Consider the following 15,450-nt stretch of genomic DNA (forward strand, 5'->3'; position numbering starts at 1 on the left):
AGGAACGTGTTCTATGCGATCTATGGCACACCGCAGCCGTTTTAGAGTTTCAAAGCAACGCTAAGGTCCTCTTCTTCACTGCAGCGCAACCCGAACTCCACCAAAGCATTCTCTTCCTTAAAGTCGCATTGACTTTCACGGCAGCGCAGTACATGTAGTAACCAGCCTTGCGCCTTAGGTTACTATGAAATATCTGCGTTTCACCGTGCACTCGTTTGCCCTCGCGATCCTTTGCACCACGGCACCCTGTGCCTGGAGCGCGGAACGCACGCCGGAAAAAGTCCGCATTGCCGTTTCGTCAAAGTCGCTGGGCTTCCTCGACACCTGGGCCGCCAAGGAGCGCGGCTTTTTTCGCAAACATGGGCTCGAGGCGGAAGTTATCGCCATGCGTCCGCCGCTCACCATCGGCGCGCTACAAGCCGGCGAGATCGACTATGCCATCGGCGCTAGCACGACTTCGCGCGGCGCCATCTCTGGCGCGCCGGTGCGGATCGTCTCTTTGGCGCTGCGCTCGTCGTTTCATACGTTAGTCACGCGGCCCCAGATCAAGACGATCGCTGACTTGCGAGGCAAGACCATCGCCGTGACTGTCGGCGCGGCCGACGATTTCGTTGCGCGCCACCTGTTGCGGCGCGGCGGCGTCGAACCACGCGAGGTTCAATTCGTCAACATGGGCGGCTCCGACACACGGTTTCCGGCGCTGGCCACCGGCACCATCGACGCGTCACCGCTTTCGTTGCCATTTTTCCTGGTGGCTAAAAGACAGGGCTACAATCTTCTCGGCACCGCAGTCGACGTATTGGAAATGGCCACCGTCGGCATCGGAACATCAACCCGCAAGATTCAGCAGGAGCGCGAGCAAGTGAAGAAAATGATCCGCGCCCAAGTGGACACGCTGCGCTGGATCAAGACCCAAAGAAACGAAGTCGTGCCATTCTTGCAGAAATTCTACGACCTCGACGAAGCCATGGCAATGGAGTCACACGCGATTTACGCGAAGCTGATCATCGACGATGCGCGCCCGCTGGGGAATGCGATCAAGACCGTGCTCGACCAGCAGGGCAAGCCGGATCTGCCTTTGGATCGCGTGGTCGATGCTTCGCTCGTCGAAGAAGTGCTGCGCGAGCGGAGATAGCGTTTTTAAAGTAACGATATCGCGATAGGTATTTTAACTGAATTTTTCACCACGAAGACGCGAAGGACACGAAGGTTTTGTAAGAACAAATTTCCGAACTTCGTGCTCTTCGTGCCTCCTTCGTGGTGAATACATTTCTACGGAACGCTTAAGAATCTGGGATGGCTGATAACAGCATTCGCATAGTCGACATCGACGGCCATGTGCGCGAGGCCGACGATCTCTTTGAAAAATATCTCGAAGCCCCCTACCGCGACCGCGCGCCCAAGATCGAAAAGGTCGCCAATGGCCAGTTGCTTTTCAAACTTGAAGGCAACATGCATCACCGGCGACCGGATGAATCGCCGTTTAGAATCAAGACCGACGGCACGCCGGTGAACGAAGGACGCCATCTCGCGACTAATCCTAAGCAACGCCTCCAAGCGATGGATCGCGACCGCATCGAGCGCGGTCTGTTATTTCCCTCGGCGGGTTTGTATCTGACCTCGGTGAAAGAAGAATCCTACGCCGCAGCGCTATGCCGCGCCTATAATAATTGGCTGTACGATTACTGTGGCGAAGACAGAAAAAGACTGATGGGCGTCGCCGCCCTCCCCGTGCAAGACGTCAACCTCGCCATCGCCGAAGCCAAGCGGTGCGTCAAAGAACTCGGCTTCAAAGGCGTCTTCATCCGCCCCAACCCCGTCAAAGGGCGCAGCATCGACGATCCGTACTACGATCCGCTTTACAAGGCCGTGGTCGAGCTCGGGGTCCCCTTATTAATTCACGAGGGCTCCGGCGCTTTTCTGCCCACGGCCGGCGCCGACCGATTCGTCGGCCAATGGTTTTTCACCCACACGATCTCCCATCCATTGGAGCAGATGCTCGCGAGCCTAAGCATGATCTGCCGTGGCGCTTTGGAGCGCCATCCGGAACTCCAGTGCGTATTTTTAGAATCCGGCGCCGGCTGGCTGCCCTACTGGCTCTGGCGCATGGACGAGCACTACGAGATCCTGCCGTTCCAAGTGCCATGGTTGAAGATGAAACCGAGCGAATATTTTCGCCGCCAATGCTTCGTCTCCTTTGAAGCCGACGAAACCCGGCTCGGCGAAGTGATCTCATCCATCGGTGCGGACCGCGTGGTTTTCGCCTCGGATTATCCGCACTGGGATGCGACGTTTCCAGGAGTGACAGATATGATTTTGAATCGCGCAGATCTCAGCGGCGATACCAAACGAAAAATTATGGGTGAGAATTCAGCGAAGCTACTAAAATTGAATTAATCGAAGAGTTTCGGGTTTCGCGTTTCGTGTTACGGGTCAACTCCGGAAACTCGAAACCCTAAACCTGCAACTCGAAACCAAAACCGGAGGTTTTATGGCCGACATACCCAAACTCGTATCCGCGATGGGCCGCGCCGAGCACGACCGCATCTTTGTGCGCGAATTCGATTTAAACAAAGACCTGCTCGGCAAGATCAGCTTCTCGCAGATGGTCTGCTTGATGCTGCAAGGCCGTCTGCCGACGGCGGACGAAGGCAAGATGATCGACTCTATGCTGATCGTGCTGGTCGACCACGGCATGACCACTGGCGCCGCCGCCGCGCGCATGACGTTTCACTCGGCGCCGGAAGCCATCCAGGGCGCAGTCGCCGCAGCGATCCTCGGCGCCGGCAGCGTCCATCTCGGCTCGTCGGAATACTGCGCGAAAATGTTGAACGACGCGCTCGCGAAAGAATCAAAGGACGCCGACCTCGACGCCGTCGCGCTGAAAACCGTCGAACGCCGTTTGGCCAACAATCAATTGATTCCCGGCATCGGCCACGGTATCCACACCGACGGCGACCCGCGCGCTGCGCGACTCTTCGAAGTGGCCCAGGAAACCAAAGTCTACGGCCGCAACTGCGAGCTGTTGAAGAAAATCGGCAAAGTCGCCGACCAGAAAGTCGGCAAGCACTTACCAGTGAACGTCACCGGCGCCATCGCCGCGATCTCCCTCGATATGGGCTTTCACTGGCAGATGACGAAAAGCTTCGCGATCTTGGGTCGCGCCCTCGGTGGCCTCGCCCACGTCGGCGAAGAGATCCGCCGGCCGATTGCGCGCGGTATTTCTAATATGATTCGCGACAATTTGCAGTACGAGCCCGAGAAATAGCGCGCGGCGCACGCGGTTGCGGGTTTTGGGTTTCGAGTTGCCGGAGGCCTGGCGCAGTCCGGTAAGGTATCAACGAATGAAGCGTTCTTGATGCTCGGCCATTTGCTGCAGAGTTTCGCCTACACCTGGATCTATCGCCAAGGCATCGTTGCCGGCAAAAGCACCCTGAGCCAAGGCATTCGTTTTGGTGTCGCCATGGCGTTCGTCACCGCCGTGCCGGTTTACCTTTACTACTACGCGGTGCAACCGACACCCGGGGCGCTGGTCGTCAAGCAGATCATTTTTGAATCCATCGCCGTCATCATCAAAGGGGCGGTTGTGGCTTTCCTCAACCCGCTCAATCGGTGATTGCGCTCACTGATTTCACCGAGGTCATGGAAATTTCCCGCGGCCAATGCTAGGAGAATGCAAACGCCGCGCAAAGGAAAGTTTTCCATGCTGACTTCACTCAAGATCGACAATCGTATCGATGCCCATCTGGGCGTTCCCGAAGGCATCGGCAAACGGCCGGTGATCATTCACATGCACGAGCGCTACGGCATCGTGCAGCACACGATGGATCTCGGCGAGAAATACACTCAAGCCGGTTACGTGACGATCGTCCCCGACTATTTTTCGCGCTTCACCGGTGACCGGCAAAAATTGGCCGATGGCAATGATCGCTGCGAGTTGGACGACGAGCAGGTTCTGCAGGATACCGACGCGGTCATGGAATATTTGCGCACGGTGCCGCAGGCCGACATGAGCAAAGTCGCCATGTCCGGCGTCTGCCAGACAGGTCGGCAACCGATCCTCGTCGGCGCCAAGCGCGACTATCTGAGCGCGGCGGTCGTCCTCTACGGCGCCGTCTACGACGCCGATTGGAAATCGCATGCGATGCGCCCCGAGTCCATCGAAAAACTGATGCAGGAGATCAAATGCCCGCTCACCGCCGTCTTCGGTGAGCTCGATAACTTGATTCACCAAGACAACATCGTGCGCATGTGCGGTGTGCTCGCCGCCGCTAAAAAGAGCTTCGGCATCCGCGTCTACCCCGACGCGCCGCACGGTTTTCTGAACGACACCATGCCCGGGCGCTATCGACAAACCCAGAGCGACGCGGCCTGGAACCAAATTACGACGTTCTTGCGCTCGGTCTTCGCCGGCGAGTGGAGAAAAGACCGGGCTTACTGGCGCTTCGAAGCCGATAGTTCGGTGGACTACGATTTCACTGCGATGAAACGCTGGGAATAGCGCTGCTTCGCAGCGCTATTCCCAGCAGATTCCAGATTACAAATTCCAGATTCCAGATAAGCTCGACGGATACGCGGGGGGTTCCACCTGGAATATCGAATCTGTAAGTTGGAGTCGCGCCGCGCGCAGAGCGCGCCCGCGCTATCTTGACAGCGGGAGGCCTGCCGAATACATTCGCCTCACCTGTTTCCGAAGGAGCCCGTTACGGCTAAACAAGAACAAGATGCCTTCGACCTGGTGTCCGTCGATGAGTCGAATCCGCTAACGACTAATCGCACGTGGCAGCGCTGCCGCGAGTTCATTTCCAATTGGCTCGGCGTTATCGGTGTGGTCGGCTTCTTTGTACTTTGGGAGCTGTCGACCCAACTCGAAATCCTCAACCCCTTCTATTTTCCACCCGTCAGCAGGATCGTTAGCAAAGGCTACGAGCTGTTCGCCAACGGCACCATCTGGGAGCACATGTGGTTCAGCCTAACTAACTTTACCATCGGCTTCGCCGTCTCGGTGGTGCTTGGCGTCGTTATCGGCGTGCCCATGGGCTGGTACCGCAGCGTGCATAAAACGTTCGACCCGCTGCTGTCCGGTATTTACGCGACACCGCTGATCGCGCTCTTGCCGCTAATCATCATGATGTTCGGCCTGGGTGCGATCTCGAAGATCATCATGACCGTGCTCGCCGCGGTCTTTCCGATCCTTATCAACACCATGGTCGGCATCGCCAACACCGACAATCGGCTCATCACCATGGCGCGGGCGTTCGGCGCGCGCGACAGCCAGATTTTCATGAAAGTATCGCTGCCGGGATCGCTGCCCTACATTGTCGCCGGCATGCGCGTCGCGCTTGGCCGCGCGCTGGTCTACATCGTCGTCGCCGAACAGTACGGTGCGGCAACAGGATTGGGCTATCTCAGCTCCGTCGCGGCGCAGCGCTTTCAGATGCCCGCCATGTTCGTGCCCATCGTCATCATCGCCGGCTTAGGCGCCGGGCTCAACGAAGCGCTCAAAATCCTTGAGCGGCGCCTCGAAAAGTGGAAACCGCCGAAAGCTTAGCAGGCGCGAACGCGCCTGCGATTCCAGATTACAAATTCCAGATTCCAGATGGGTTGGAGGAAACTGCGAAATTGCAATCTGGAATCTGTAATTTGGAATTTTATGGGAGGAACTAATGAGATTAGTTTGTAGACTCTCTTTATTGGTGCTGCTCACACTGGCCCTGGGTAATCCCGCTGAGGCCGGCGAAGCGTTGCAAAAGATGACCGTCGGCCAAGCCGGCGTCAACCCGGGCGCCGGCCTCTTCGCCATCGCCGTGAACCAAGGCCTGTACAAAAAACATGGCCTCGACGTGGAGATAATCAAGACCAACACCACCGCTGCGGTTCAAGCCATGCTGGCGAACAAAATGCAGATGGCCACCGGTGCCGGCATGGCGGCGTTCATCACGGCACAGCTCGAAGGCGCGCCGGGCTTCACACTCGTGGGCTCGTGGGTCAACACCTTCCCGTACAAGATCATGGCGCAGAAAGGCATCAAGAAGGTCGAAGATCTAAAGGGCAAGACCGGCCACGTCGGCGCGCCGTTTGGGACGATCCCTGACACCGCGCTGCGCTTTGCGTTAAATCGCTTGAAGATCGACGCCGAGAAAGACGTCAAGCTAGTGCAGCATTCCAACGCCGATCCGGCGAGCATTCTCGCCGCCATGGAGAAGGGCGAAGTCCAGTTTGGTATCTTGGCGCCGCCATTCGACCTCATTGCTGAACGCCGCGGCTATGAAATGTTGCTGGCCTTGCCGGGCCTGGGCATCCCTTGGCAGCAAAACGGTGAGATCGTGCCGACGGCGTACTTGAAATCCAACCGCGACAACGTCGTGCGCCTCATGCGCGCCACCGCCGAGGCTTCGAAATTCTACTTCGAGAACAAAGAAAAAACCGTCGATATCATGACCGAGTATCTCGGCCGCCCGCGCAACGAGACCGAGTACGCTTACAATCAGTTCAAGAATTGGACCGACAAAAACCATCGGCCACAAGTTGAGACCGTCAAGACGACACTGGAGGCGATTAAGAGGACAACTCCGAAAGCGGCGACGGCCAACGCCGCGACGTTTGTCGATACCAGCATCGCCGATCAGTTGGTTAAGGAAGGCTACTACAAATAATCCTCGTCGAGGATGGAGGATTGATGATGGAGGATCGTCGCGCTGAAAACTCTATCCTCGATCTTCCGTCCTCGATCCTCGTTTTTCGGTGCAATAGAATTGACCCACGCACACCGCGGTGTTAGCATCCGCGCAGTCCGAAAAACCAAGGAGAACGCGATTCGTGAAGCTTTATAATTTCGATCTTCTCGCCTATCCCCATGTACCCGCCGACGCGCCACGCACGCCGGTGCCGAGCAGCTTCTTCGATCCTGCTAAAGGCTCGGCAAATTACGCCGAACACCTCGAAGAGATGGCCTATTGCGAAGAGCTGGGCTTTGACGGTGTGGTGTTTAACGAACACCACTACAGCGCCTACGGCACCATGCCTTCGCCCAATCTGATTGCCGCCGCGCTCAGCCAAAAAACCAAGAAGATCAAAATCGGCGTGTTGGGCAATATCCTGCCGCTGCGCAACCATCCGGTGCGCGTCGCCGAAGAGTACGCCATGATCGACTGTTTGAGTGGCGGCCGGCTGATCGCCGGTTTCGTGCGCGGCATTCCGCCGGAATATATTTGGTACGGCGTGAACCCATCCGAATCGCGCGGCCGCTTCATGGAAGCCTACGACCTGATCATTAAAGCGTGGAAAGAGCCGGTGTGGAGCTACGAAGGAAAATTTTTTAAGCTGCACGATTGCGCCATCTGGCCGCGCCCCATGCAGCAGCCCCATCCGCCCATCTGGATCGCCGCGCGCAGCGCCGAATCGATCGAATGGTGCGTCGATCGCCACCTCCCCTGCGCACAGGTCTATCAGACCACCGGCCAGATCGAGGACACTTTCACTTACTATCGCGGCAAAGCCAAGGAAGCCGGCTGGGAAGCGACGCCGGATAAATTTATTCTCTGCCGCCACACTTACATCGACGAAACCGACGCCAAAGCGCGCGCCAACGTCGAGGCGGCCATGCATTACTTCTTCACCGTGTTTAACCGCGGCTTTAACGAAGCGTTGAATAAAGACGCTGTCAGCAAAGATCTGCAAGCCGCGATGATGAGCGACCGCTCGTTTAGCTACTTCCGCGAAGGCAACCGCGAACGCTTCGACTTTTCCAAGATGGATACAGATGGTTTGATCAAGTCGGGCTATCTGATTTGCGGGAGCCCCGACAGCGTTGCCAAGCAGATCAAAAGTCAGATGAGCCAAGTTGGCGCCGACCACTTCATGGGCATGTTCCACATCGGCAACTTGCACCATGACAAAGTCATTAACTCGCTCAACTTGTTCAAGAAGGAAATCATGCCGCAACTGCATTGAAGGATCTCTTTAGCGCAAGAGAAACGCCGCACGCGGGAGCGCGCTGCGGCGTTTCTTTTTATTGTAAGGTGTGGTGCGTCCGCGAACCGCAACGCAACGATGCGCACTAACCGATGCGGTTCCCAGTTGGCCGCCGCATCCTAGCCCGAATTATTCATGCGACGGGGAAAACCCATGACACTGTGTCGATCGAAGTGGAACTCTGGAGAAGCGAAGGCATCAGCGCAGATCGTTCGGTTTGATTTGCCGATGCTGGGCATCTCTTCGACCTTTCCACTGCGATTCGCAGAGCAGGGCGACCGCCGGTCGCCCCTACAAGGCGGCGTCGAAGCGGATATCTATTGCCTTCGCTCCGGAAGAGTTTCACTTCGATCGCGCCGCAGCGATGAATAATCCGGGCTAGACATTGATACCCTTATGGCGACGGCGAGATTCCATGGTTTGACAGGAAGCGCAGGCTCTCCTATTGCTGCACCCACCTGAAGAGGAGATTTTATGACTCTACTGCTGAGCAACGAAGAGATCGATGCCATGCTCGATGTCTCGCTGGTGCTCGACGCCGTCGAGCAGTCGCAGCGGGCGATGGCAAAGGGCGAAGCGTTGAGTAGCCCGCGCGTCGACACGCTGGCACCGACAGTCACCGGTGAAGCATCGGCAACCTACGGCTTGAAAAGCATGAGCGGCCTTTGGCCCGAAGCGGGCGTCGCCGCGCTGCGCATCAATAGCGATGTGCTGGTTTGGCCGACGGTCGCCGGCAACATGCGCCGCGATCGACTGCCGACCAGCACTGGGCGCTGGACCGGCATGATCATTCTCTACAGCATGACCACGGGTGAGCCGTTGATGATTTCTCCCGACGGCTACATCTCCCGCCTGCGCGTCGGCTCGACCAACGCGCTGGCGGCGCGCTACCTGGCGCGCGAAAACTCCCACGTCATGGCTCTCCTCGGCACCGGTTGGCAGGCTGGCGGCCAACTGATGGCGCACTGCGCGGTGCGGCCTATCGAGACCGTTAAAGTCTACAGCCCCAACCCGGCCAATCGGGGAAAATTCTGTGGAGAGCTGCAAGCGCAAGTCAAAGCCAAGCTCGTCAACGTCGACTCCGCCGAAGCCGCGGTCAAAGACGCCGACATCATCGTCACCGGAACCAACTCGATGGAGCCGGTGCACCAAAAAGAATGGCTGCGCCCCGGCGTGCACTACAGCGCAGTGAAAGTGCAGGAGTTCGCTCAACCGTTTCTCGAAGCGGTCGACCGCGTTTTCATGTTCTCGAAAAATCCTGTAACCACTCGACCGCAGCTTGTGAAGCTCGACAACGTGAAATCGCCCGAGGCCGCCACCGGCTGGTGGCAAAATCGTCAGGGCGCGTTCTGGGACCGCTTGGAAGAGTTGCCGGACTTGTTTACCGGCAAAATCAAGGGCCGTGAGAACGACCAGCAAACGACGGCCTTCGTCAACAACGTCGGTCAAGGGCTGCAATTCTGCGCGGTGGCCAAACGCGTCTACGACGAAGCCCGCGCGCGGAAAATCGGCCGTGAGTTGCCCACCGAGTGGTTCACTCAAGATGTGCATCCGTAGTTCGGATTATCTCGCGCACAGGCGCAAAGGACGCTAAGTTCGGAGAGAATGATTCACCACGAAGACACGAAGGACACGAAGTTGTAGGGGCTATTCATGAATCGCCCTGACCTTTTCTGTTTCACCTTCGTGCGCTTCGTGTCTTCGTGGTGAAAAAATCCTAGGAGAGAACTGTTCGTGATTCACAAATTATTCTTCATTGTCTCATTGCATTTGCTGATTGGCACCATCGCCCACGCCCAGACACTACGCATTGCCATCGGCGCGGTCAGCGTCGCCCATGTGCCGGGCATCATGGCGCAGGAAGGCGGCTACTTCGCCAAGCAAGGTTTGAATCCCGAGTTGATCATGATTCGCGGCGGACCGCAGACGGTCGCCGCATTGCTGGGCGGCGATGTTGCCTTCGCACAGGTTTTCTCGGTGCCTTTGCTGAGCGCCAGGCTTGGCGGTGCCGACCCCGTGCTCGTCGCCGGTTTGGTCAATGAGCCGCTGTTTTCTTTGATGACCGTGCCGTCGATTGAAAAGCCGGCGGACCTGCGCGGTAAGAAGTTTGGCATCACAACTTTCGGTTCGGCGTCCGATATCGCGCTGCGTTTGGCATTGCCGAAATGGGGACTCAAAGCCGAGACCGACGCCACCATACTTCAGGTGCGCGGCATCCCGGAAATCCTCACGGCGATGCAGACCGGCGCTGTGCACGCTGGGATGGTTTCGCCGCCGACCAACGTCAACGCCATGAAAGCGGGCTTTCGCGAGCTGGCGTTTTTGCCGAAGCTGGGTATTTCGTTTCAGCACACGACGCTGTCAACCACGCGCCGCCACTTGGCGAAAAACCGCGAGCAGACGGTCAAAGTGTTGCGCGCCTACGGCGCCGCCATGCGCCGCATCAAAACCGACAAGCCGTTTACTCTAAAAGTGCTAAGCAAGTATTTTCGCACCAGCGATCAGGAAATCTTGGAAGCCACCTACAACAGCGCCATCGCCGTGTTTCGTGAAATCCCCTATCCCACGCTGCAGGGCATTCAATCGTCGCTCGATTTTATCGCCCAGACCGATCCCAAAGCGAAGACGGCGAAGCCAGCGGAGTTTGTCGATGTGACCATGCTGGAAGAAATCGAGAAGAGCGGACTATAAGTATCTTCAAGAATACAACTTGGACTTTGGCCTCAATATTCGCCGTATCTCTCTTACCGCTACATGTCGGCATGCGCGCCTGCTCGGCGCGAGCGATGTACGATTGGAGTGTTGGAGTCATGGTTTTCCGAACCCCAACGCTCCACCACTCCATCCCTCCCATTTATTTCAGCCCCAGCTCCTTCAGCGCCTCGCGCGCGAACGAAAAATCCCTAACTTCGTCCAACGGCCTTTTCTTCTCGCCGACGCGTTCGATGATCGCATTGATCTCGGCATCGGTCATGGTGCCGTCGCGATTGAGACCGTTCTTTAGCTCGGCGTCGTAGGAGTGTTCGGCAATGTCGAGCGGCTGCGGCAGCCATTTCAGCAATGTGGCGATGGAATCCTGGCGGTTCTCTAGAATATGTTGATGCGAGCGCAAAAGGGCCCTGAGCGTGCGGCGAATGAGTTGTGGGTTCTCCTTGACTAGCTTGTCGGAAGTCAACATGCCGGCGGAAGGCAGACCCACTTCGGGCGGGCCGAGCAGCGCGTTGTAACCCATCTTGCGCAGCATCAAATCATGCGGCGGCGCCAGGCAGACGGCCTCCACCGCACCGCTCACCAATGCCTGCATGCGCACGGGCCCATCGCCGATCGCGACGGCTTGAATCTGGCCGATGTTAAACCCCTTTGCCTGCAGCATCTCCTCGGCGACTAGTTGGTCGGTGCCTTTGATCGTCGCCACACCGAGTTTTTTGCCACGGAGCTGCTGCACGTCCTTGATCTCCGGCCGCACGATCAAAAAATAGGGGCCTTTCTTGATATGAACGAAGACCAGTTTGATCGGCAGCCCCTGGAGCGCGCCGCGAAACGTGCTGGTGAACGGCGTGGCAAAGGCGACCTCGCCGCTGACGACGGCGGGCGCACCCAAACGCGGATTCATCTGAATGATTTCAACGTCGAGCCCCTGTTCTTTGAAAAAACCTTTCTGCAGCGCCACGTACTGCGGCAGCGCCGAGCTGCTGCGGCTCGCATAAGCGATGCGAATCTTCTGCGTCGCTTCGGCGGCAAAACCGGCAGATGGAAGCAAAAGCCCAGCCAACAAAACCACGATCGTCGCGATCCTTAAAAAACTTAAAACCATCGATTTCTCTTCCTTACATTCCCAACTCTTTTTGCACTTCACGGAGTAAATTGTAGTCGACCAGCCGCTCCGGCGGAAAATCCACGTTCTTCCCCACCGCCGTGCCCAGCGTCTCGACCATGACCCTCAACCCCTTTTCTGTCGCTAAGCCGTTTTCGCTCATGGCCGGCAACAGCGAAGTGTAAACTCTCTCCGCCACGGCATCTTGCAATTTATAGTCTTTGGCGATGAAGCGCACGGTGTCGACGCGATTCTTCAAAGTGAATTGCAAACCGCGCAGCGTGCCGCGCAGCAAGCGCTTGATCAAATCGCGCTTGTTCTTGAGCGTCGCGTCGGAAACCGTAAAGCCGCTCTGGGGAAATTCGAGATAGTCGCCGGTATACGCCAGCACGCGCAGCCCCATCTGCTCGGCGTAAACATTGAACGGCGGCGACAGCGTCGTCGCGTCCATGGAGCCGGCCTTCAAACCTTGCAACCGCGTCGCCGTGGAACCCGCGACTACCCGCTTGATGTCTTTCTCCGGATCGAGCTTGCCGCTAAGGGCGAAAACTTTCATAGCCAAATCCGTATCGCTGCCAAAGGAGCTGATGCCGATGATCTTCCCTTTCAAGTCCGCCGCCGACTTAATCTCCGGCTTCGCCACGACGTAAAAAGTCGGTTTTTTAAAAAGCCAAATCACCGTGCGCACCGGCACGTTCTGGCTTGCGATCGCCCGCGACGCCGTGCCAACGCAGCCGGTCGCCTGCAAGTCCCCCGTCAGCAGCGCCGTCACCGCAACGTCGCACTTGGTCGTCAACAACTTAACGTCGAGCCCCAACTCTTTGAAAAACCCTCGCTCGATCGCCAGATCGAAATGGAAAAAGTTGAGGCTCTTGCCGGGATTGCCGATGAAAACCTCTTGGCCCAAGCCCCGCCCGGCTGAGGCGACGAGCAGCGCAAAAGCGATGATTATTTTCCCAATCGAGTCTTTAGATTTCGCCATGACTCTCCAGCCCCGCCGGGAGTGATACAGTGTTGGAGTACTGGGCTTTTCCGGGCCCATCACTCCACTACGCCAATTTTTCTTTACAGCGCGTAAAACCTTCGTGGATTGTCGTACAAGATCTTCTGCCGGAGCTGCGGCGTCAAATCCTCTCGAACGTTGAGGGCGTTGACGAACTGGTCTTCGCGCGACGGATCGTTGTGCGGATAGTCCGAGCCAATGAGCAAATAATCTTCACCCATCGACTTCGCAAGATACGGAATATCCTCGTCAGCTTCGCAGGCAATGTACAAGCGGTACTCCCTGAATAACTCTTTGCTGTCGGCAAATTTGAATCTCTCTTTCAGCACACGCCGGACGATGTGAATCAAAAACGGCGCCCAGCCGGCCGCGGCCTCGATAAAGCCGAAGCGCAGGCTCGGAAATTTCTCCGGGATTTTGTTACCGACGAGGTCACGGAAGGCAAGCAGTGGCATCACCCGCGTATGGCCGAAGGTGTGATTGCGCGCCAGGTCAAACATTTCCAAAACTTCCTTGACGCCGCAGCCGGTGTGCACGCAGATCGACAGATTCAACTTCTGCGCTTCCTCGTAGACCGGATGGAGATAAGGATGATCGAGTGTATACTCCCCCTCGATACCGCGGAAGAATACACCCACAGCGCCATTCTGTTTAGCAAAACGCATTTCTTCGATGGCGGCGTTCATCGAGTGAAACGGCAACACCACGACCCATTTCATGCGTCCACCCGATTGCGCGCACGCTTGCGCAACAAAGCGGTTGTAGGCTTTGCAGAGCGCGACCTCCAACTCTTTGTCTTTGGTGTTGAAGACCAGAAACAATGTCGGATACACAATCTGTGCTTCGGTGTTGAGCTTGGTCATGTCTGAGAGCCGGCCTGGGATATCGGTCATCTCCCGCGTTGCCGGCGTCGAGTCTTTGCGCCCGACCTGGACCTTTTGTTCCGACGGCGTCACCAGCGCGAAGCTCCCCTTCCCCGCTGGCTTGGGATAAATTTCACCATCGATTAGCCAAAAAGCATTGCGGCTGCCGTACCAAGTATCTTCTGGCACCTGCATCATGATTGGCCGGCGCGGCAGCATCGCCGCGTCCATCATCGCCCACATGGCAGCGCCTTCGGAGATGTGTGTATCGGCATCGATTATTCCGTTCATGGGTTCCTCCCGCAACGCTTTGATCGAACTTGCTACGGCAAATACCGTAAGTCAACGAGTTGCTGCATCGTCACGGTTTTAGCCTTGGGGTTTTCCTTCGCGACGATGTCGAACACCACTTCCATGCCTTTGAGCGTCGGCCGGCCATCGTCGGGCGTGCCGCGCAATGAGCTGTCGTAGCGCAACGACAAAGGCATAGGGTAAAACGTTGGTGACCCCACCAACGATCTTGACCTTGCCGCCCTGCAGATGTGTATTCAGCACCGGTGGCCCGCCGCCCAGCAGCACTTCCAAACTTTTTCCGCGCCACGCCTGTACTGATATTGAACCTCCCGGAATAAAAATCATTTCCATGCTAAGCCCCTGCTTCTTGAAAATACCCACGTCTCGGCCAAGAAAAATTGACGCGGTGCCGCCGAAGCCATTAAACGCGACCGGCAAATTCGTCGTTTGTGCAGAAGCGCGAAGGGGTAAGAGAAAAGTGCTAAGCGCCAACACCAAGCACAGAAGGAGCTTCTTCATAATCCGCCTCCTGACGGGACACGATCAAAACCTCCGAAACGATTTAAACGGCCCATATTTTCCGTTTGCCCGGAGTAGCACCCAGTGAGTATCGCGGGGTTAGTTCCAAATCGACACGCCCATTCTCAGTTTACCGTGCTCCAAATCGTCCAGCGCTTCGTTGATCTGCTCGTACTTGTAACTCTTGGTCAGCAAGCTCTTCAATTGAATGCGTCCCTGCTTGGCCATCTGAAAGACTTCATCGACGTCGTTGGCTTGCCGGCTCGAAACCCCGGTAATGGTAATTTCTTTCGTGACAAAGTTGCCGCTGCTAATCGTGAACGGCCCGCTGCCTAAACCGCCGATGATCGTCGCCGTGCCGCCGGGGCGCGTCGCCTGAATGATCTGATCGGAGGTCTTGCCGTTGCCGATCGCTTCGAAAGCCTTGTCGACTCCGCCGTCGGTAAGTTTGATAACCGCTTTGACGGGATCTTCGGCACTGGCGTTGATCACGTGAGTAGCCCCGAAATTTTTCGCCGCTTGCAACTTCTCCTCTGCAATATCCACGGCGATGATCGGATAGGCGCCGAAACATTTTAGAAATTGAATCGTGTTCAAACCGATGCCACCGCAGCCAATCACCAGCGCTGATTCGTTTGGCTCTAGCTTGCCACGATGTTTGACCGCGTTGTAAGCGGTTGTTACCCGGCAGCCGACCACACTCGCCTCCTCCATTGAGATGCCGTCGGGAATTTTAAAGGCCATGTACGCCGGCACCGAGACGTATTGAGCGAAGCCGCCGACGTTCCAACGCGTTACCACCGTGCCGTCTTTCTTCTTCAATGTCGGCGGCGCTGGCCGGCGCTCGCAGAGATTTTCATGGGCGCTCAAACAATAGCGGCAGCGGCCACATTTATAGCGCATGCCGATGATGACCTTGTCACCGACTTTGAAGTCTTTGCACTGCGCGCCGGTGGCCTCGACAATGCCAGCGACCTCATGAC

At 56.9% G+C, this 15,450-nt stretch carries 15 protein-coding genes; 10 read left to right on the plus strand and 5 right to left on the minus strand.

The window, feature by feature from the left end:
- Positions 1-184 precede the first annotated feature (184 nt).
- From FJ145_16405 to FJ145_16450, 10 genes are all read left to right on the plus strand, one after another.
- Positions 185-1,135, plus strand: coding sequence for an ABC transporter substrate-binding protein (locus FJ145_16405; protein ID MBM4262999.1), 951 nt, complete (start codon positions 185-187; stop codon positions 1,133-1,135).
- Between the two features lie 161 nt (positions 1,136-1,296).
- Positions 1,297-2,397: an amidohydrolase gene (locus tag FJ145_16410; protein ID MBM4263000.1), complete on the plus strand. Its 1,101-nt coding sequence runs from the start codon at positions 1,297-1,299 to the stop codon at positions 2,395-2,397.
- A gap of 94 nt (positions 2,398-2,491) precedes the next feature.
- The gene (locus FJ145_16415; protein MBM4263001.1) at positions 2,492-3,268 is read left to right on the plus strand and encodes a citryl-CoA lyase; all 777 of its coding nucleotides are present in this window, start codon (positions 2,492-2,494) and stop codon (positions 3,266-3,268) included.
- Between the two features lie 90 nt (positions 3,269-3,358).
- Positions 3,359-3,616: a hypothetical protein gene (locus FJ145_16420; protein ID MBM4263002.1), complete on the plus strand. Its 258-nt coding sequence runs from the start codon at positions 3,359-3,361 to the stop codon at positions 3,614-3,616.
- A 57-nt stretch (positions 3,617-3,673) separates the two neighbouring features.
- Positions 3,674-4,501, plus strand: a complete 828-nt coding sequence (locus FJ145_16425; GenBank protein ID MBM4263003.1) for a dienelactone hydrolase family protein — start codon at positions 3,674-3,676, stop codon at positions 4,499-4,501.
- Positions 4,502-4,738: 237 nt separating this feature from the next.
- On the plus strand, positions 4,739-5,551 hold the full coding sequence (locus FJ145_16430) for an ABC transporter permease (GenBank protein MBM4263004.1): 813 nt from the start codon (positions 4,739-4,741) through the stop codon (positions 5,549-5,551).
- Positions 5,552-5,666: 115 nt separating this feature from the next.
- The gene (locus tag FJ145_16435; GenBank protein MBM4263005.1) at positions 5,667-6,656 is read left to right on the plus strand and encodes an ABC transporter substrate-binding protein; all 990 of its coding nucleotides are present in this window, start codon (positions 5,667-5,669) and stop codon (positions 6,654-6,656) included.
- A 163-nt stretch (positions 6,657-6,819) separates the two neighbouring features.
- On the plus strand, positions 6,820-7,953 hold the full coding sequence (locus FJ145_16440; protein ID MBM4263006.1) for an LLM class flavin-dependent oxidoreductase: 1,134 nt from the start codon (positions 6,820-6,822) through the stop codon (positions 7,951-7,953).
- A 495-nt stretch (positions 7,954-8,448) separates the two neighbouring features.
- Positions 8,449-9,531: an ornithine cyclodeaminase family protein gene (locus FJ145_16445; GenBank protein MBM4263007.1), complete on the plus strand. Its 1,083-nt coding sequence runs from the start codon at positions 8,449-8,451 to the stop codon at positions 9,529-9,531.
- Between the two features lie 177 nt (positions 9,532-9,708).
- The gene (locus FJ145_16450) at positions 9,709-10,665 is read left to right on the plus strand and encodes a hypothetical protein (protein ID MBM4263008.1); all 957 of its coding nucleotides are present in this window, start codon (positions 9,709-9,711) and stop codon (positions 10,663-10,665) included.
- A gap of 163 nt (positions 10,666-10,828) precedes the next feature.
- Here FJ145_16450 and FJ145_16455 read toward each other — a convergent pair whose 3' ends face one another.
- The 5 genes from FJ145_16455 to FJ145_16475 all read right to left on the minus strand — a co-directional run.
- On the minus strand, positions 10,829-11,788 hold the full coding sequence (locus tag FJ145_16455) for an ABC transporter substrate-binding protein (GenBank protein MBM4263009.1): 960 nt from the start codon (positions 11,786-11,788) through the stop codon (positions 10,829-10,831).
- A 13-nt stretch (positions 11,789-11,801) separates the two neighbouring features.
- Complete coding sequence (locus tag FJ145_16460; GenBank protein ID MBM4263010.1) at positions 11,802-12,830, minus strand: ABC transporter substrate-binding protein; 1,029 nt, start codon at positions 12,828-12,830, stop codon at positions 11,802-11,804.
- A gap of 23 nt (positions 12,831-12,853) precedes the next feature.
- The gene (locus FJ145_16465) at positions 12,854-13,945 is read right to left on the minus strand and encodes an amidohydrolase (protein ID MBM4263011.1); all 1,092 of its coding nucleotides are present in this window, start codon (positions 13,943-13,945) and stop codon (positions 12,854-12,856) included.
- Positions 13,946-14,023: 78 nt separating this feature from the next.
- A complete protein-coding gene (locus FJ145_16470) occupies positions 14,024-14,467 on the minus strand; it encodes a hypothetical protein (protein ID MBM4263012.1) in 444 nt (147 codons plus the stop codon).
- 99 nt (positions 14,468-14,566) lie between these two features.
- On the minus strand, positions 14,567-15,450 hold an 884-nt coding region (locus tag FJ145_16475; GenBank protein ID MBM4263013.1), incomplete at its 5' end, for a zinc-binding dehydrogenase.

The organism is Deltaproteobacteria bacterium, from assembly GCA_016874755.1.
Classification (GTDB): domain Bacteria; phylum Desulfobacterota; class Binatia; order UBA9968; family UBA9968; genus DP-20.